Raw genomic sequence first — 18,552 nt, 5'->3', positions numbered from 1 at the left:
CGCGGACAGGGCTACCGTCGAATCCTCGGGCGTCGTCCACCGGCGTCGGGCAGGAGGCTGGAGATGTCCGTCCGTCACAGGCGCACGATCGTGGGAGCCGTGGTGGCCCCTCTGCTGGTCACGCTGCTGGCCTCCGGCAGCGCAGCCGAGTCACCCGGCGGCCCCGGCGCGGGGGACCCGTACTTCCCGCTGGCGGGGAACCGGGGCTACGACGTGAAGCACTATGACCTGACCCTCGACTACACCCCACCCCGGGCGGGTGCCCCGCGGCTGCGGGGGCGGCTCGACGCCGTGGCCAGGATCAGGATGGTGCCGAGCGAACGCCTGGGCCGATTCAACCTCGACCTGCGGGGGCTGCGGGCGACGTCGGTCGTGGTCGACGGCCGCCCGGCGCGGTTCCGCCAGGTCCGTGACCACGAGCTGGTGGTCACCCCGCGCGCCTCGCTGCGCCCCTGGCAGCGGCACACGGTGGTGGTCCGGTACGGCGGCACCACCGGCCGCCCCAAGGACGCCGAGGGCGCCCTCTACGGCTGGGTCACCACCCGCGACGGCGCGATCGTGGTCAACGAGCCGGACGGCGCCCCCACCTGGTTCCCGGTCAACGACACCCCGAAGGACAAGGCCACCTACCGCTTCGAGGTCACCGTGCCGAAGGGTTTGGCCGTGGCGGCCAACGGGCTGCTGGAGAGCCGGCGCACCCGCCACGGCCGGACCACCTGGGTCTGGGACGCCCCCGACCCGATGGCCTCCTACCTCGCCACCGCCACGATCGGGGACTTCCGGATGCGCCGCTCCACCGTCGCCGGCGGACTGCCGGTGATCGACTTCCTCGACCGGGACCTCCCTGCCCGCGACCGGCGGGTCAGCCGGGCCACCCTGGCCCTGACGGGTCCGATGGTGAGGTTCTTCGAGGAGCGGTTCGGTCCCTACCCGTTCGTCGCCTACGGCGCCACGGTCGACGAGGACTCGGTCGGCTACGCGCTGGAGACCCAGACCCGCTCGGTCTTCAGCAAGGTGGCGACCGAGTCCACCGCGGCGCACGAGCTGGCCCACCAGTGGCTGGGCGACTGGGTCGGCCCGCGCCGCTGGTCCGACATCTGGCTCAACGAGGGCTGGGCGGAGTACGCGTCGTGGCTGTGGACCGAGGCCCGGGGCGGCACCACCACGCAGCAGGCGTTCGACGAGGTGCTGGCCACGCCGGCCGACGACGAGTTCTGGACCACCGTGGTCTCCGACCCGGGCCGCGACGACCTCTTCGCCGACGCGGTCTACGAGCGGGGCGCCGCCACCCTGCACGCGTTGCGCCAGCGGCTCGGCGACGAGACGTTCTTCCGCCTCGCGAAGACTTGGATCAGCACCTACGGCGGCCAGGTCGTCAAGATCGAGCAGTTCCGCCGACTGGCGGCCCGGGTCAGCGGCCAGGACCTCGAGGCGTTCTTCGACACCTGGCTGGACAACCCGGCCAGGCCGACCACCTGGTGAGGCGTCACCCGGCGAGCAGCCGCAGCGTCTCCTCGCGGGCCGGGGTCGCGGCGGCGGGAGTGCCGGCGTAGGAGCCGGCGACCGGGTGGACCATCACCTCGTCGACGCCGAACTGCGCGGCGAGGTCGGCGATCCGGCGCCTCGAGGACTCCGCGTCGCCGATCACCCAGCGGTCCATCATGCCGTCGGCGATCCGCTGCCGGCCGGCGTCGAGCTCGACCTTCTCGGCCTCCTCGACCAACGCCTGCGGGGTCAGCGTCCCGCCGGTGACGATGGCGAGCATCTGCAGCACCTGCGGCCGGGCCAGCCGGCGCGCCTCCTCCTCGGTCTGCGCGACGCAGGCATTGACGGTGAGGAAGGTGCGCGGCGTGGGGAAGCGCTCCGAGGGCTGGTAGGTCGAGCGGTAGAGCTCGAGCGCCTCGGCCGTGCCCTGCCCGGAGAAGTGGTGGGCGAAGACGTAGGGCAGCCCGCGGGAGGCGGCCAGTCGCGCGGAGTAGTCGGAGGAGCCGAGCAGCCAGATCTGCGCGACCGACGCGGCCTTGGGGGTCGCCTTGAGCGGGTGCTCACGGCCCTGGAAGGCCATCGCCGCGCCGTGCTCGGACATCAGCACGCCGATGTCGTCGACGTACCTCGGGAACTCCGCGACCGGGTCCTCGCCGCCGGCGCCCTGACGCAGCGCGTAGCGGGTGAGCTGGTCGGTGCCCGGGGCGCGGCCGATGCCGAGGTCGATCCGGTCGGGGTACGCCGCCTCGAGGAGCGCGAACTGCTCGGCGACCACCAGCGGGGAGTGGTTGGGCAGCATCACGCCGCCGCTGCCCACCCGGATCCGCTGCGTGGCGCCGGCGACCATCGCGATCAGCAGCGGCGGGTTGGTCGCCGCGACCGCCGGCATGTTGTGGTGCTCGGCCAGCCAGTAGCGGGCGTAGCCCAGCTCGTCGGCGGTCTTCGCCAAGGAGAGCGTCGCGTGGACCGCGTCCCCGGTGGTCTGGTCGGTGCGCACCGGCACCAGGTCGAGCACGGACAGGGCGGGCATGGCGGGGTCGGTCACCCCGGGTCAACCCCGTGGACCCGGGGTGTCATTCCCCCTCACTCCAGCCGTGCCGCCATCGGCAGCCGGGACCGCGTGCACAGCGCCACCAGGGCGGCGGTGAGCAGCGGGAGCAGCAGCACGACGGCGCCGATCATCAGCCAGGGGATCTCCACGAAGGGACCCACGGAGGCGTCGCCGGCGTTGCCGTAGGACCGGGTCAGCGGGAAGGCGACCGCGATCCCCGGCACCAGCCCGACCAGCGCCCCCAGCACGGCGCCGACGAACCCGACCACCAGGGCGTACGACGCCGCCACCGCCCGCCGGGTCCGGGGCGCGGCGCCCACCGCTGCCAGGGTCGCCAGGTCGGGGCGCGCGTCGCTGAGGGCCAGGAAGGTGACGGTGAGCGTGCCGCCCACCATCAGCACCCCGCCCAGCGCCGCCAGCACCCAGGTCACCCACCGCTCGGCCGGGTGCGGCGCGTAGCCGCGCTCCAGGTAGAACCCGGCGTACTCCCCCGTGGCCGCCACCGCCTCGTCGAGATCGTCCGCGGCCTGCTCCGGGATCACCACGCCGCTGACGTGCAGGGCGACGGTCGACACCTCCATCCCCAGCCCGGCGGCCACCTCGGTGGGGACCACGGCCGGGACCGGGTAGCCGGGGGTCTCCACCTGGACGAAGGTGGCGGGCAGCGTCTGGGGGCCGAAGATCGTCGTCTGCTCCATGGCCTGGTCGTCCCACATGGTGCCCTTGACCCGCACCTGGTCGGCCTCGACCGGGTCGGTGGTGAAGACGACCAGCCGGCCCTCGGCGAGCGCCCGGTCGCCGCGCTCACGCTCGGCGTCGCTCAGGTCGCGCAGCACCGCGGGCAGCTCGTCGGCGACCAGGCCCGAGGTGCCCAGGTTCCCGCCCACCCACTCCAGGAACCAGCCGGACCCGCGCTCCCCGGGCAGCCGGTACCCGACCTCGACGTGGCCGTCCATCAGCTCGGGCACCCCGACCACCGGGGTCACCGTCGCCGCGGGCAGCTCCCGGCGCACCAGCTCCTCCAGCTGCTGCCACTGGGCGGACGGCGACCCACCGGCCCTGACGATCCCGTCGCCGTGCGGCAGCTGCGGAGCGTAGGTCGCCTCGTTCTCGCGGGCGTCGCTGCTGGTGCTGATGCCCAGGGCCACCACGCCGCAGACGGTCGCGGCGACTGCCGCCACCGCGGGCACGGTCCTGGTGCGGTGGCGCACCGCGTCGCGCACGGCGTACCGCAGGGGCAGGGGCAGCCGCCCGCCCACCCGGGAGAGCAGACCGAGGACCACCGGCACGATCAGCACCATGCCGAGGACCGACACGATGGCCGACCCGGCGATGAAGGTCTCGCCGCCGGACTCCTTCCGGGCCCCGACCACGGCGCCGGCGACACCTGCGCCCAGCAGCACCACGCCGAGCAGGGGCGAGCGGGTCGAGGGGGCGGCGTCGCCACGCCGGCCGGCGAGCACCGCCACCACGTCGGTCCGCGAGGCCAGCCAGGCCGGTGCCGCCGCGGCGAGCAGCGCCGCCAGCAGGCCGCAGCCCGCGACGACCGCCACCAGCGGCCAGGGCACGTCGAAGGGGCCGAGCCAGGAGCTGCTGTAGTGCTCGACCACCGGGGCGATGCCGCGGGCCAGCGCGATCCCGCCCAGCGCCCCCGCCGCGGCCGCGAGGCCCCCGAGCACCAGGGCGACCGCCAGGATCGCGCCGCGCGCCTGGGCGGGGGTGCCGCCGACGGCGGCCATCAGGGCCAGCGTCCGCGACTGCCGGCGGGCGGTCACCGCGAAGGCCGGGCCGGCGAGCAGCACCACCTCCAGCAGCACCATCACCACGACCAGCAGCAGCACCGTCATCGCCTCGTCGCCACTGCCTCCGCGCAGCTCGGGGGCGACCGCGGAGTCCGGCGGCGGGTCGCGCAGGACGGCGCGGGAGAGGACCCTGGCGCCGTGCTCGTTGAGGGCCCGCACCTCCTCCCAGGTCACCTCACCGGCGTCGACGAGCCAGCTGACGGGAGTCCCGGTCGCGGACGGCGGCGCCTGGGGCGTGAAGAACGTCGGGAACTGCTTCGTCACCGCGTCCTCGCCGACGCCGACCACCTCGTAGGTGGTGCCGTCGGCCAGGGTGAGCGTCTCGCCGAGCCCGGGGCCACGGTCGGCCAGCGCGCGGTTGACCAGCGCCTCCCCGGCCTCGCCGGGGAACCGGCCCTCCTCGAGCGTGGCCAGGCCCTCGGTCAGCGGGTCGGCCAGGTCGAGGTAGGAGGCACCCGCTCGGACGACACCGCGGTCGGTCTCCACCCCCAGCTCGGTGCGGCGCCACTCCACCGCCCGGACGTCGCGGTCCAGCACCTGCTCCAGGGTGCCGAGGGTGAACCGCGCGTCCCGGCCGTCCCCCTCGCCGGCTCCCATGCCCCTGTCGGGATCGGGGGTCTGGGAGACCCGGGAGGAGTAGCCGTCGAACTCGACCAGCGCGTCGGCCGCGCCGAGCCGACGCTCCAGCGCCTCGGTCCCGGTCACCAGCGCGGTGGAGGTCAGCACCAGCGCCGTGGTCACCGCGAGCACGGGCAGCGCGATCAGCACCAGCACCAGGGCGCTGCGCGCCCGGGCACGGCGTACGTCGCGCCAGGCCAGCCGCAGCAGCGGCCGCCAGCCACGCATCAGGCACCGCCGGTCGCGCTCGGCGTGAGCAGGTCGTCGGCCGCCGGGACACCCGACTCGTCGACGACCATCCCGTCGCGGAGGAAGACCACCCGGTCGGCCCAGGCCGCGTGCCGGGCCTCGTGGGTGACCAGCACCCCCGCGGCGCCCGCATCGCAGCGCTCCCGCAGCAGGCGCAGGATCTCCTCCCCCGTCTCGGTGTCCAGCGCCCCGGTCGGCTCGTCGGCGAGGATCAGCCGACGCTCCCCGACGACCGCCCGGGCGATCGCGATGCGCTGCTGCTGGCCGCCGGACATGTCGTCGGGGAAGCGGTCGGCGAGCTCGAGGACGCCGACCTCCTCCAGCGCCGCCCGGGCCTGCCGGCGGGCCTCCGCGGAGCGGACGCCGCCGAGCTCGAGCGGCAGGGCCACGTTCTCGGCCGCGCTCAGTGCCGGGATCAGGTTGAAGTCCTGGAAGACGTAGCCGACCGACGTGCGCCGCAGCCTGGCCCGGGCGGCGAGATCGAGGCCGGCCAGGTCGACCCCGTCCACCGTCACCGTGCCGGCGGTGGGCTGGTCCAGCCCACCCGCGACCGTCAGCAGCGAGGACTTGCCGGAGCCGGAGGGCCCCATCAGCGCGACCAGCTCTCCGGGGGCGGCACGGAAGGAGACACCGCGCAGTGCGTGCACCTCGGTCGCGCCCGTGCCGTGGACGCGGGTCACCGCGTCGAGTCGCAGGATCGCTTCGTTGCTCATCGATTCCCCCGGTTCGTCGGTGTCGTGCTGGTCGTCGTGCCGGCGGACTTCCGTCGCAGGCGGGCCTCGCAGTGGTCCAGCCACCGGATCTCTGCCTCGGCGGCGAAGACCAGCGAGTCCAGGACCAGGCTCCAGGCGAGCTCCTCGGGCTCCGTCGGCTGCGCAGCCCGCCCGGTGCGCTTGAGCCGGGTGTACTCCTGGAGGGCGGTCATCGTCGCGGTGCGCTGAGCCTGAATCAGCGCCTCGACGTCCACTCCCGGCAGCGTGACCGCGATCGCCAGCTTGATCGCCAGCTCGTCGCGGGGCGGCGGCTGCTCGCGCGGCACCGGGGTCACGAACCAGCTGCTCGCCTCCGCGCGGCCGGCCTCGGTGATCTGGTAGGTGACATGACCCTCGTCGTCGGCCGCCCCGTCGCTCTCCACGAGCTGGTCGCGCTCCAGCCGGGACAACGTCGTGTACACCTGCCCGATGTTGAGCGGCCACGTCGCGCCGGTGCGCTCCTCGAACTCCGTGCGCAGCTGGTAGCCGTACTTGGGTCCCTGCTCGAGCAGCGCCAGGAGCGCCTGCTTGACCGACATCCCTCCCCCGTCCCGGCGACACCTCGGCGCCACCATACTCGGTATGTATACCGGGTATGCGCGTGGCCGGCAAGCATCCCGGACCCCGTGGTTTGGTCCGGTCTTCAGCGGGCAGAAGGTCCCCGCGCTCACTAGGCTGCGAGGCGCAGCCCGGCGCCGCCAGGCAATCTGCAGAGGGAGAGACGATGTCGAACTACGGAAACCCGCCCGAGAACCCGTACGGCCAGGAGAACCCGTACGGGCAGGGCGACCCGCAGGGCGGCCAGCCCTACGGCCAGCAGCCCTACGGCGAGCAGCCCACCGCGCCGTACGGCAGCCAGCCGGCGTACGGCGGCTACGGCACCGACCCCAGCCTGCCGCAGGGGCAGTCGGACAAGGGGTTCTTCGGCAGCCTCTTCGACTTCTCCTTCACCAGCTTCATCACGCCCAAGGTGGTCAAGGTCGTCTACGCCTTGGCGGTCGGCCTGATGGTCCTCTTCTGGCTGTTCTTCGTGCTCGCGAGCTTCGTCCAGAGCGCCGGCGCCGGGCTGGCCGTGCTGATCCTCGGCCCGGTCGTCCTGGTCTTCTACCTGTGCCTGATCCGGATGACGCTGGAGTTCTACGTCGCGATCGTGCGGATGAGCGAAGACATCCACCAGCGCCTGCGCTGACGCCTCACGCCCATCCCGGTCCCGCACCTCGGCGGGCCGGGGTGGGCGATGTGCGTCACACTGGCGCCATGACCCAGGCGAGCACCATCGCGAAGACCACCCTGATCACCGGCGCCAGCAGCGGGCTGGGCGCCGAGATGGCCCGCCAGCTCGCCGCCCTCGGGCACCCGCTCGCCCTCGGCGCCCGGCGCACCGAGCGGCTCGAGGAGCTGCGCACCGAGATCCAGGCCGCCCACCCCGGCCACCCGGTCCACCTGCGCGCCCTCGACGTCAACGACCACGACCAGGTCTTCGAGGTGGTCCGCGGGTTCCGCGACGACTTCGCCGCCGACGGGCGCACCCTGGACCGGGTGGTGGTCAACGCCGGCATCGGCAAGGGCGCCCCGTTGGGCACCGGGCGGTTCGACGCCAACCGGGAGACCGCGATGACCAACTTCGTCGGCGCGCTGGCCCAGGTCGAGGCGGCGATGGAGGTCTTCCGCGCCCAGGGCAGCGGCCACCTGGTGATCGTCTCCAGCGTCTCGGCGGTGCGCGGGATGCCGAAGTCGATGACGACGTACGCCGCCAGCAAGGCCGCCGTCGCCCACCTGGCCGAGGGGCTTCGCGCCGAGCTGCACGGCAGCCCGATCAAGTTCTCGGTCATCTACCCCGGCTACATCGCCTCGGAGATGAACCCCACCGGCCCGGGCACCACCCCGCCCCCGCTGATGGTCTCCACCGAGCGTGGGGTGCGCTCGATGGTCGCCGCGATCGAGGCCGAGCGCGCCTCCGCGCACGTGCCCGGCCTGCCGTGGGAGGTGCTGGCCCGGGTGATCCGGCACGCGCCGACGCCGCTGTTCCGCAGGCTGGTCTGAGCGGACGGGGCCGGGCAGGTCAGGCCGGCAGCACCCGGCGCAGGAACTGCCGGGTCCGCTCCTCGCGCGGCGCGGTGAAGATCTCCTCGGGCGGGCCCGCCTCCAGGATCCGGCCGCCGTCGAGGAAGCAGACGCGGCTGGCCACGTCGCGGGCGAACCGCATCTCGTGGGTGGCCAGCACCAGGGTGGTGCCGGCCTCCGCGAGGGCGCGCACCGCGTCGAGCACGTCGCCGACCAGCTCGGGGTCCAGGGCGGCGGTGATCTCGTCGAGCAGGAGCAGGCTCGGCGCCGGGGCCAGGGCCCGGACCAGCGCGGCCCGCTGCTGCTGCCCGCCGGAGAGCCGGTCGGGGTGCGCGTCGGCCTTGTCGCCGAGGCCGAACCGCTCGAGCAGCTCGCGGGCCCGCTCCTCGGCCTCCCGCCGTCCCACCCCGTGCACCTTGCGGGGCGCGAGGGTGACGTTGTCGAGCACGCTCAGGTGCGGGAACAGGTTGTAGGCCTGGAAGACCATCCCCATCCGGGAGCGCACCGCCCGGCGGTCGACCCGCGGGTCCGAGATGTCCACGCCGTCGAGCTCGACCAGCCCGTCGTCGATCTCCTCGAGCAGGTTGAGGCAGCGCAGCAGCGTCGACTTGCCCGAGCCCGAGGAGCCGATCAGGCAGACCACGTCGCCGGTCGCGACGTCGAGGTCGATGTCGTGCAGCACCACCTTGTCGCCGTAGCTCTTGCGCAGCCCGCGGACCCGCAGCAGGTCGGTCATCGGGCACCCGCCCTCTCCCGTGCCGCGGTCCGCCTGGCCAGGTAGTCGGTCAGCCGGGCCAGCGGGATGGTGATCGCGACGAAGAAGAGCGCCACCACCACCAGCGGGGTGTCGTTGAAGTTGTAGTTGCCGTAGTCGCGGGCCGCGAAGACGGCGTCGAAGATGCCGACCGTGGAGACCAGCGCGGTGTCCTTCTGCAGCGAGACGAAGTCGTTGAGCAGCGGCGGCACCACCCGGCGTACGGCCTGGGGCACCACGACGTGCCGCATGGTCTGGAAGCGGGTGAGCCCCAGCGTCTCCGCGCTGGCCAGCTGGGAGGGGTGCACCGACTCGATGCCCGCCCGGAAGACCTCGCCGACATAGGCGCCGTAGGAGAGCACCAGCGCCACCAGCGCCCAGAAGAACCGGTCGTTGGTCACCCCCTGCAGCTGCAGCGCCGGCATCCCGAAGGCGAGCAGCACCACCAGCAGGATGGTCGGGATCCCCCGGAACAGGTCGGTGTAGAGGGTGGCCAGCAGCCGCAGCGGGGTCAGCCACGGCACCCGGGCCTGGCGCGCCAGGGCCAGGCCCAGGCCGAGCACCAGGATCAGCGGCTCCGCGATCAGGAACATCTTCACGTTGAGCCAGAAGCCGGCCCAGATCGCCGGGAACGACTCCCGGGCGGCCTCGGGGTCGAAGAAGTAGTCCTGGACCGTGGCCCAGCCGGGCGAGGTGACCACGCCGGCCGCCATCGCGCCGAAGACCACCACCGTCGCCAGGACGGCGACCGTCAGCGAGCGGCGGCGCAGGGAACGGCGGACCCGGCGCCGCTCGAGCTCACGCTCGCTGGGCTGCCAGGCCGCCTCCGGAAGGGTCACGGGCGTGAGGTCACTTGAGCTCGGGCACGCCGACGGTCTCCGAGAGCCACTCCTCCTCGAGCGAGGCCAGGGTGCCGTCCTCCTCCATCTGCTCCAGCGCGGCGTCGACGCAGGCGGTCATCGGGCTGCCCTTCTCCAGCAGCAGGCCGAACTCCTCCTGGTCGCCGGTCTCGGGCTGGAACTGGCCGACGATGGAGCCCTTCGGGATCTCCACCGCGGTGATGTAGAAGGCGGTCGGCAGGTCGGCCAGGATCGCGTCGACCTGGTCGTTCATCAGGGCCTGCTTGGCGGCGTTGGTGTCCTCGAAGACCGAGACCTCGGCGTCGGGCTGGATCACGTCGCGGATCGCGGTCAGCGAGGTGGTGCCGGTCTGGGCGCCGAGCCGCAGGTCGGCCAGCTCCTCGACCGAGGTGGCGTCGGCGGCCGGGCTGCCGTCGAGGGCGATGACGGCCTGGGCGGCGGAGTAGTAGCCGCGGGAGAAGTCGACCCGCTCGGCGCGCTCGGGGGTGATCGAGATCTGGTTGATGTCGAAGTCGAACTCCTTGGGCCCGGGCTTGTAGGAGGTGTTGAAGGGCACCGTCACCCAGGTGACCTCGTCCTCGGAGAAGCCCAGGCGGTCCGCGACCTCGTAGGCCACCGCCGACTCGAAGCCCTCACCGGTGGCGGGGTCGTTGTCGGTGAACCACGGCTCGTAGGCCGGGGAGTCGGTGGCGATGGTCAGGGTGCCCTCGGTGCGCACGGCGTCGGCGGCGCACTCGGCGGGGTCGACGGTGGCGGCCGAGGACTCCGGGCCGGCCTCGGCGGCGGTGTCGTCCGAGTCCTCGGTGGGGGCGCAGGCGGCGCCGACGAGCAGCAGCGGGGCGGCCGCCAGGGCGCCGATACGGCGTACGGCGGGACGGGAGAGACGGAGGGAACGGCGCGGGTGCATGAGCGAATCGTAGGCGCTCGGCTCAGGCTGCGACGGTGGTGCTCACCCACGCGCGGGCGACCGGGTCGGCCCACCGGCGGGCGGCCCGGCGCCAGCGCAGCGCCGACCAGCCCAGCATCGGCAGCGCCACCACCACGCTGACCCAGCCCGGGGCCGTCCAGGAGAGGGTGGAGAAGACCATGGCGGTGATCGTGGTGCTGGTCGCGAGGCGGGCGGAGTAGCCCACCATCACCGCCGGCGGGGCCGGGGTGGCTCGCGCCGAGCGCAGGTCGACCGAGAACGGCCGCCGGATCGACCAGGTCATCGCCACCGCCACCACCTGCCCGGTCACCACCAGCAGGGCGCAGAGCAGCGCGACCGCCTCCGCGCCGGTGGGGCGGCCGGCGCGGAGCGAGGCCAGCACCACGGTGAGCAGCGCCGCGCACAGCAGCCACTCGGTCATCACCCAGCTGCGGGCCCGGAAGACCAGCGCGGGGTCCACCGGGAGGCTCTCGCGCCACAGGCCCCCGCGGCCGTCGAGCGCCCAGGCATTGACCCCGAAGAGCAGCACCCCGCCGCTGACCACCAGCCCCGGGAGGATCACCACCACGTCCCAGGAGAGCGCCCCGGCGAGCGCGACCAGCCCGGGTCCGAGGGCCAGCACCCAGAGGCCGCGGCGCATCGGGACCGCCCGCCACACCGAGGCGCGGTCGAGCCGCACCAGCATCGCCAGCTCCGAGCGCGGGGTCGGCCGGGCCGGATAGGTGGCGCTCTCGACCCGCTGCTCGTCGCGGGCCAGCCGGCGGGCCGCGGCGTGCGCCGGCACCGCCCCGAGGACCACCGCCGCCACGATCGCGGCCGCCTCGAACGCGACCGCCGCGACCCAGGTGCCCGACCAGCCGCTCACGCCGGCCACGACCAGGTCCAGCGTCGGCAGGGCGTCCAGCACCGGCAGCCAGCGCCCGGACAGCTGCAGCCACAGCGCCACGCCCGCGCCGCCGACGCCCAGCAGACGGACGAGGTGGATCCCGTGGCGACCGCGCCGCAGCGCCTCGACCCACCAGGCGAGCACCTGCGCGAGCGCGGTGGCCAGGGCCAGCCAGAGCAGCAGGACCACCTGGAGGGGAAGCAGGCCTGCCGGGCCGTTGCCCCAGGCGGCCGCGCCCAGCAGGAACCACGCCTGGATCAGCCAGGCGATGTTGAGGGGCGCCTGGAGCAGCGCCCCGAGGTGGTCGGTGGTGGGGCTGACCGGGAAGGCGACGGCCTGGGCGTGCGGCAGCAGCTCGCGCCCGCCGCCCGAGGCGACCGCGGAGACCACGGCCAGGCCCAGGAAGCCGGCCATGAAGGTGGGCAGCAGGATCAGCACGTCGAGGCTGCGCCCCGACTCCTCCCCCGCGCCGGGGGCCAGGGCGGGGGCGACGAGGGCCACCGCGGTGATCCCCAGCAGCACCCCCCAGCCGATCCGGGCCGCCCGGGGGCGGCGTACGGCGGCGGCCCGGAAGCGGACCAGGTGGGCGGTGTCGGCCAGGGGCCGGAGCACGCGCATCTCCCAGGCGCCGGGCGCGGGCGCCGGCTCAGTCGAGGAGAGCGCGGTAGGCATCGGCGCCGACCTCCCCGAGCAGCTCGCCGGCGTCCAGGGTGGCCACCCGCTCACCGCCGCGCAGCACCAGCGCGGAGGTGCAGACCTCGACGGCCAGCTCGCGCAGGTGGGTGGAGAGGAGCACGCTGGCCCCCCGGGCCCGCGCGTCGGCGACCACGTCGAAGGTCGCCTCCACGCCCAGCGGGTCGACCCCGTCGAAGGGCTCGTCGAGGAGCAGCACGTCGGGGCGGTGGAACGCGGCCAGCACGACCGAGAGGCGCCGTCCCATGCCGTGGGAGAAGCCGGCTGTCACCCGGTGGGCGACGTCGCCGAGCTCGAAGCGCTCGAGCAGGTCGCGCGCCCGCGGCTCCCAGTCGGGCAGCCGCCGCAGCCGGGCGGCGAGCTGGAGGTGCTCCCAGGGGGTGGCCCGGGGCACCAGGCCGCCCACGTCGGGGCAGTAGCCGACGGCGCGCTTGACCGCCAGCGGGTCGCGGGCCACGTCGTGGCCGGCCACCAGCACCCGGCCGGAGGTCGGGGGGACGACCCCGGCGAGGACCCGCATGGTGGTCGACTTGCCGGCGCCGTTGCGGCCCAGCAGGGCGGTGGACTGGCCGGCCAGGGCGGTGAAGGAGACGCCGGCGACCGCCTCCACCTCGCCGAAGCGGACGTGCAGGTCCTCGACCGCGACGGCGGCAGGCTGGGGGACGGCGTCGGTCATTCGCCGATTCTCACCGACCGCAGCCTCCGGCGGGGCAGAACCGGGGACATGGGTGGAGACCCCCACCCACGCCAGTGAGGGGAAGCAGGAGCACCACCTCCGGTCCGGAAATGGTGCTCCCGCTTCCCCTCGGCGCGGGTCAGGCGCGGGTCAGGCGGGGAAGGACTCGCCCTTCTCCGCCATCTCGCGCAGCCGCGAGGTCGGCGCGAAGCGCTCGCCGTACGCCGCCGCGAGCTCGTCGGCGCGAGCCACGAACGCCTTCAGGCCCACGGAGCCGTCGGCACCCTCGTAGCCGGTCATGAACTGCGCCGCCCCACCGGTGCGGGCGGGGAAGCCGATGCCCATGATCGAGCCGATGTTGGCCGCGGCGGCGGAGGTGATGACGTCCTCCTCGAAGCAGCGGGCGGTCTCCAGCGCCTCGATGAAGAGCATCCGGTCCTGCACGTCGCGGAACGGGATCTGCTCCTGCGCGGGCGGGAAGGTCTCGGCCAGGCCGGACCAGAGGCCGGCGCGCCGGCCGTCGGCGTACTCGTAGAAGCCGGCGCCCTTGAGCTTGGAGGAGCGGCCGAGCTCCAGCATCTTCTCCACCACCTGGGTCGACGGGTCGGCGGCGACGTCCTTGCCCTCGGCCTGCCAGGCGGCCTCGTTGGCGATCCGGATCTTCTTCATCAGCTCGAGGTTGAGCTCGTCGCTGATCTGCAGCGGCCCGACCGGGAAGCCCGCCTGGGTGGCGGCCCGCTCCAGCGTCATCGGGCGGACGCCCTCGCCGAGCATCCGCAGCCCCTCGTTGATCTGGGTGCCGATCACCCGCGAGGTGTAGAAGCCGCGGCTGTCGTTGACCACGATCGGGGTCTTGCGGATCTGCTGCACCACGTCGTAGGCCTTGGCCAGCGTGGCGTCCGAGGTCTCACGACCGCGGATGATCTCCACCAGCGGCATCTTGTCGACCGGGGAGAAGAAGTGCAGGCCGATGAAGTCGGCCGGCCGGTCGACGCCCTCGGCGAGCTCGGTGATCGGCAGGGTGGAGGTGTTGGAGCACAGCAGCGCGTCGGGGTTGACGTACGGCGCCACCTCGGCGAAGACCTTCGCCTTGAGCGAGGCGTCCTCGAAGACCGCCTCGATCACCAGGTCGCAGCCGGCCAGGTCGGCCGGGTCGGCGGTCGGGGTGATCCGGCCGAGCAGCTCGTCGGACTTCGCACTCGTCAGCTTGCCGCGCGAGACGGCCTTGGCGTTGAGCTTCTCGCTGTAGGCCTTGCCCTTCTCGGCGTTCGCCTGCTCGACGTCCTTGAGCACCACCTGCATGCCGGCGCGGGCGCAGACGTAGGCGATGCCGGCGCCCATCATCCCGGCGCCCAGGACGCCGACCTTGGTGGCCTTGAACTTCTCGATGCCCTGCGGGCGCAGCGAGCCGGAGTTGATCGCCTGCAGGTCGAAGAAGAACGCCTGGATCATGTTCTTGGAGTTCTGACCGGTGATCAGGCTGGTGATGTAGCGCGACTCGATCCGCGAGGCGGTCTCGAAGTCGCTGGTCGCACCCTCGACCGCGGCGGCCAGGATCGCCTTCTGGGCCGGGTAGTCCGCACCCTTGAGCTGCTTGCGCAGCAGCGCCGGGAAGGCCGGCAGGAAGGCCGCCATCGCGGGCGACTTGGGGTTGCCGCCGGGCATCTTGTAGCCGGGGCGGTCCCACGGCTGCTTCGCCGCGGCCTCGTCGTCCTTGACCGAGGCCAGCCAGGCGCGCGCCGCGGGGAGCAGCTCGTCCTGGGTGGCCACCAGCTCGTCGACGAGGCCCTTGGCCTGGGCGTCGGCCGGCTTGAACTGGGTGCCCTGGAGCAGCACGTCCATCAGGGCGGTCTGCAGGCCGAGCATCCGCACGGTGCGGGTGACCCCGCCGCCGCCCGGGAGCAGGCCCAGGGTCGCCTCGGGCAGGCCGATCTTGATCCGGCTGTCGTCGACGGCGATCCGCCTGTTGGTGGCCAGCGCGATCTCCAGGCCGCCACCGAGGGCGGCGCCGTTGATCGCGGCGACCACGGGACGGGGGAAGGTCTCCAGGCGGCGCAGGGTGGCCTTCATCGCCTCGACCTCGGCGAAGATCCGCTCGGCGTCGTCCTTGGTCGCCTGGCTCATCATCTTGAGGTTGCCGCCGGCGAAGAAGGTCTTCTTCGCGCTGGTGACGATCACGCCGGTGACGGAGTCCACCTCGTCGTGCAGACGGCTGACGGCCGCCTCCATCGAGCGCTGGTAGAGCTCGTTCATGGTGTTGGCGCTGGACGTCGGGTCGTCCATCGTCAGGGTGACGACGCCGTCGGCGTCCTTGTCGTAGCGCACGGCGCTCTGGTCTGTCTGGGTGCTGCTCATGTCAGTCGTGGTTCCTTCGCGGAGGGTGAAAGAGAGGGGGAGGTCAGACCAGCTCGACGATGGTGGCGATGCCCATGCCGCCGCCGACGCAGAGCGTGGCCAGGCCGCGGCGCTGACCACGGCGCTCCAGCTCGTCGATCAGGGTGCCGAGGATCATCGCGCCGGTGGCGCCGAGCGGGTGGCCCATCGCGATGGCGCCGCCGTTGACGTTGGTGATCTCGTCGTCGATCCCCATGTCGCGCATGAAGCGCATGGCGACGGCGGCGAACGCCTCGTTGATCTCGAAGAGGTCGATGTCGGAGACCTCCAGGCCGGCCTTGGCCAGCGCCTTGCGGGCGGCGGGCGCCGGTCCGGTCAGCATGATCACCGGGTCGGCGCCGGAGACGGCGGTGGCGATGATCCGGGCCCGCGGGGTGAGTCCGAGGTCGGTGCCCACCTGCTCGGAGCCGATCGCCATCAGCGCGGCGCCGTCGACGATGCCCGAGGAGTTGCCCGCGTGGTGCACGTGGTCGATCCGCTCCAGCCAGTGGTACTTCTCCAGCGCGACCTCGTCGAAGCCGGCGTCGGCGCCGATCTGGGCGAAGGACGGCTTGAGCGCGGCCAGGCTCTCCTGGGTGGTGCCGGGACGGATGGTCTCGTCGCGGTCGAGCACCACGAGGCCGTTGATGTCGCGCACCGGCACCACGGCACCGTCGAAGTAGCCGTTGGCCCACGCCTTGGCGGCCCGCGCGTGCGACTGGGCGGCGTAGGTGTCGACGTCCTCGCGGTTCCAGCCCTCGACGGTCGCGATCAGGTCGGCGCCGATGCCCTGGGGCACGAAGCCGGTCTTGAGCGCGGTGGCCGGGTCCTGCGCCCAGGCGCCGCCGTCGGAGCCCATCGGCACCCGGCTCATCGACTCCACGCCGCCGGCGAGGATCAGGTCCTCGAAGCCGCCGCGGACCCGGGAGGCGGCCTGGTTGACGGCCTCGAGGCCCGAGGCGCAGAAACGGTTGAGCTGCACGCCCGCCACGGTGTCGGGGTAGCCGGCGGCGATGGCCGCGGTCTTGGCGATGTCGGCACCCTGCTCGCCGACCGGCGAGACGACGCCGAGCACGACGTCGTCGACGCGCGCCGGGTCGAGGCCGGGGTTGCGCTCGCGCACCGCGTCGAGCAGCCCGACGGCGAGGTCGATGGGCTTGACCTCGTGGAGCGTGCCGTTGGCCTTGCCCTTGCCGCGCGGGGTGCGGATGTGGTCGTACACGAATGCTTCTGCCATGACCGTCCTTGCTGGTGCCTGTGGTGCCCCGGCGCGACGCGAGGCGCGCCGCCGGTGGCTGGGTGTCCCATGATTGTGACACTCTTACTGTCACAATCGTCAAGGGATCATGCGATCCGGGTCGCGTGTGATCCGGGGCACAGTCCGCAGTGCCGAGCGAGAGGAAGGGGGTGGACCGGTGTCCGAGCGTGCCGAGGGCCTGCTGACCCTGGAGGAGCTGACCTCACGGGTGGGGATGAGCGTGCGCAACGTGCGCTTCTACACCTCCCGCGGCCTGGTGCCGCCGCCGATCCGCCGGGGCCGCTCGGGGTTCTACACCGCCGACCACGTGGCCCGCCTCGAGCTGGTCCAGGAGCTGCAGAGCCACGGGCTCACGCTGTCGGCGATCGAGCGCTACGTCGCCTCGATCCCCGAGAGCGCCACCGCCGAGGACGTCGCCCTGCACCGGACCATGCTGGCCCCCTGGATGGCCGAGCACCCGGTCCGGATGACCCGGGCCGAGCTGGAGGGCCGCGCCGGCCGCGCGCTGAGCGAGGAGGACCTGCTGACGCTGCAGGCGCTGGACATCGTGCTGCCCGGCCCGGACGGCGACCACACCGTCGCGGTCTCGCAGCTCTCCGTCGGCCTGGGACTGCTCGAGCTCGGCTACCCGGTGGAGGCGGCCAAGGCCGCCACCGCGCTCTACGCCCGGCACGGCCGGGAGCTCGCCGAGGAGCTCTACGAGCTCTTCCGCACCATGGTCTGGCCCAAGTACAAGGAGTCCGGGATGACCCCGGAGCGGCTCCAGGAGGTGGTCGAGCGACTCAAGCCGCTCTCGGTCACCGCGCTCGTCTCCGCCTACGAGGCGGCGATGGACGAGGCCAAGCGCGAGGGCATCCGGCGGCGCACCGGCTGAGCCGACCGGCTCACTCCTCCTCGCCCGAGGTGATCCGGGCCAGGTGCGAGACCATCGCCGCCGGGTCGGAGCCGGCGAGGAGCTCGCGCTGACGGGCCGAGCCGGTGCCGTGCGCGAAGACCCGCTCGACGCCGGCGTGCACGGCCTCCCGGTCGCCGTAGGTGCCCAGCGCGTCGTCCACGTGCTCGAGCAGCCCGTCGATCACCTCGCGCGCGGCCCGCGGGACGCAGGACGTCGGGCAGACCAGGTTGCCGGTCAGGCCGTAGCGACCGGCCTGCCAGGTCGCGAGCCGCAGCACCGGCACCTCCGCGGTCGGCACCGGTCGCCCCTCGCGCCACTCCCGGGAGGCGGTCTCCACCAGCGCGCGGCTGAGCGCGGCCACCAGCACGGTGTCGCGCACGTCGAGGCAGACGTCGGCCGCCCGCACCTCGACGGTCGGGTGCTGCGCCGAGACCCGGGCGTCGGAGTAGACCATCGCCTCGTCGAGCAGCACCTCGGTCGCGAGCATGGCGTCGACGTGCGCCCGGTAGGCCTTGACCGACCCGAAGACCGGCGTGGGGCCGCTGCTCGGCCACCGGATCATCATCTGCGACCGGTAGCTCTCGTACGCCGTGTCGGCGCCGTTGACCCACGGGGAGTTGGCGCTGATCGCCAGCAGCGACGGAAGCCAGACCCGGATCCGGTCCAGGACCGCGACGCCCTCCTCGTCGTCCTCCACGTCGACGTGCACGTGGCACCCGCAGGTCAGCTGCTCGGCCATGGTCAGGCCGTAGCGGGCCGCCATCGCGTCGAACCGGGGCGTGCGCAGGTGGCCGGTGCGCCCCTCCAGCGGGGAGGTGCCGGTGGCCAGCACCCGGGCACCGACCTCCAGGGCGCTCGCCCGGGTCCGCTCGCGCCAGGCGCGCAGGGACGACTCGAGGCCCTCCAGCGTGGCCTCCGGCGGGGTGTCGGTCTCGACCTGGCTCTTCTGCAGCTCGTGGCCCAGGGACCCGCCCTCCTCGGTGGCGGGCGCGGGGTCGTTCTCCTCGCGCACGGCCGCGGCGCGCAGCACCTGGGCCGCCCGCGGGGTGGGCGCTCCCGTCGTCGGGTCGACCAGCAGCAGCTCTTCCTCGACACCCATCGCTCGCATGCGCTCCATTACCCGGCGACACTCTGTCGAGAAACGTCCCGGGTGGGGGATTCATGGCCTGGCGGGGATCGGGCACGGGGTGGGGAACATCCGATCCTGA

Annotated in this window: 16 protein-coding genes; 4 read left to right on the top strand and 12 right to left on the bottom strand. The window is 73.5% G+C overall.

The genetic code is table 11. From position 1 onward, the window contains the following. Positions 1-63: 63 nt before the first annotated feature. Positions 64-1,482: a M1 family metallopeptidase gene (locus tag AC4BGE_RS08730; protein WP_490575015.1), complete on the top strand. Its 1,419-nt coding sequence runs from the start codon at positions 64-66 to the stop codon at positions 1,480-1,482. 4 nt (positions 1,483-1,486) lie between these two features. Here the strand turns inward: AC4BGE_RS08730 and AC4BGE_RS08725 are convergent, their stop codons facing one another. From AC4BGE_RS08725 to AC4BGE_RS08710, 4 genes are read right to left on the bottom strand one after another with little or no spacing between them, the layout of a single operon-like run. After that, a complete protein-coding gene (locus AC4BGE_RS08725; RefSeq protein WP_490575014.1) occupies positions 1,487-2,530 on the bottom strand; it encodes an LLM class flavin-dependent oxidoreductase in 1,044 nt (347 codons plus the stop codon). Between the two features lie 38 nt (positions 2,531-2,568). After that, entirely contained in the window at positions 2,569-5,184 is a 2,616-nt protein-coding gene (locus AC4BGE_RS08720) for an ABC transporter permease (protein ID WP_490575013.1), read from the bottom strand. Further along, positions 5,184-5,918, bottom strand: coding sequence for an ABC transporter ATP-binding protein (locus AC4BGE_RS08715; RefSeq protein ID WP_490575012.1), 735 nt, complete (start codon positions 5,916-5,918; stop codon positions 5,184-5,186). The genes AC4BGE_RS08720 and AC4BGE_RS08715 overlap by 1 nt, the downstream gene beginning before the upstream one ends. Continuing rightward, the gene (locus AC4BGE_RS08710) at positions 5,915-6,496 is read right to left on the bottom strand and encodes a PadR family transcriptional regulator (protein WP_490575011.1); all 582 of its coding nucleotides are present in this window, start codon (positions 6,494-6,496) and stop codon (positions 5,915-5,917) included. Before AC4BGE_RS08710 ends, AC4BGE_RS08715 begins: the two co-directional genes overlap by 4 nt. A 185-nt stretch (positions 6,497-6,681) precedes the next feature. On the opposite strand from AC4BGE_RS08710, the gene AC4BGE_RS08705 reads away from it, so the two are divergent. Beyond that, the gene (locus AC4BGE_RS08705; RefSeq protein WP_490570952.1) at positions 6,682-7,146 is read left to right on the top strand and encodes a DUF4282 domain-containing protein; all 465 of its coding nucleotides are present in this window, start codon (positions 6,682-6,684) and stop codon (positions 7,144-7,146) included. A gap of 68 nt (positions 7,147-7,214) precedes the next feature. Further along, the gene (locus AC4BGE_RS08700) at positions 7,215-8,000 is read left to right on the top strand and encodes an SDR family oxidoreductase (protein ID WP_490570953.1); all 786 of its coding nucleotides are present in this window, start codon (positions 7,215-7,217) and stop codon (positions 7,998-8,000) included. Positions 8,001-8,019: 19 nt separating this feature from the next. Here the strand turns inward: AC4BGE_RS08700 and AC4BGE_RS08695 are convergent, their stop codons facing one another. From AC4BGE_RS08695 to AC4BGE_RS08665, 7 genes are all read right to left on the bottom strand, one after another. Then, a complete protein-coding gene (locus AC4BGE_RS08695; protein ID WP_490570954.1) occupies positions 8,020-8,757 on the bottom strand; it encodes an amino acid ABC transporter ATP-binding protein in 738 nt (245 codons plus the stop codon). Continuing rightward, positions 8,754-9,614, bottom strand: coding sequence for an amino acid ABC transporter permease (locus tag AC4BGE_RS08690; protein ID WP_490575010.1), 861 nt, complete (start codon positions 9,612-9,614; stop codon positions 8,754-8,756). The genes AC4BGE_RS08695 and AC4BGE_RS08690 overlap by 4 nt, the downstream gene beginning before the upstream one ends. Before the next feature lie 10 nt (positions 9,615-9,624). Then, complete coding sequence (locus tag AC4BGE_RS08685) at positions 9,625-10,542, bottom strand: ABC transporter substrate-binding protein (RefSeq protein WP_490575009.1); 918 nt, start codon at positions 10,540-10,542, stop codon at positions 9,625-9,627. Between the two features lie 22 nt (positions 10,543-10,564). Further along, the gene (locus AC4BGE_RS08680) at positions 10,565-12,121 is read right to left on the bottom strand and encodes a hypothetical protein (protein ID WP_490570957.1); all 1,557 of its coding nucleotides are present in this window, start codon (positions 12,119-12,121) and stop codon (positions 10,565-10,567) included. Beyond that, a complete protein-coding gene (locus AC4BGE_RS08675; protein WP_490575008.1) occupies positions 12,096-12,818 on the bottom strand; it encodes an ABC transporter ATP-binding protein in 723 nt (240 codons plus the stop codon). The genes AC4BGE_RS08680 and AC4BGE_RS08675 overlap by 26 nt, the downstream gene beginning before the upstream one ends. Positions 12,819-12,968: 150 nt before the next feature. Next, the gene (locus tag AC4BGE_RS08670) at positions 12,969-15,173 is read right to left on the bottom strand and encodes a 3-hydroxyacyl-CoA dehydrogenase NAD-binding domain-containing protein (protein ID WP_490575007.1); all 2,205 of its coding nucleotides are present in this window, start codon (positions 15,171-15,173) and stop codon (positions 12,969-12,971) included. A 43-nt stretch (positions 15,174-15,216) separates the two neighbouring features. Then, on the bottom strand, positions 15,217-16,428 hold the full coding sequence (locus tag AC4BGE_RS08665) for an acetyl-CoA C-acetyltransferase (RefSeq protein ID WP_490570960.1): 1,212 nt from the start codon (positions 16,426-16,428) through the stop codon (positions 15,217-15,219). Between the two features lie 178 nt (positions 16,429-16,606). On the opposite strand from AC4BGE_RS08665, the gene AC4BGE_RS08660 reads away from it, so the two are divergent. Beyond that, complete coding sequence (locus AC4BGE_RS08660; protein WP_490570961.1) at positions 16,607-17,323, top strand: MerR family transcriptional regulator; 717 nt, start codon at positions 16,607-16,609, stop codon at positions 17,321-17,323. 10 nt (positions 17,324-17,333) lie between these two features. Here AC4BGE_RS08660 and AC4BGE_RS08655 read toward each other — a convergent pair whose 3' ends face one another. After that, on the bottom strand, positions 17,334-18,461 hold the full coding sequence (locus AC4BGE_RS08655; RefSeq protein WP_490575006.1) for a carboxylate-amine ligase: 1,128 nt from the start codon (positions 18,459-18,461) through the stop codon (positions 17,334-17,336). Positions 18,462-18,552: the final 91 nt, after the last annotated feature.

The sequence above is a fragment of the Nocardioides sp. Z50_6 genome, from assembly GCF_058215755.1.
This window is presented reverse-complemented; position numbering and strand designations above follow the sequence as displayed.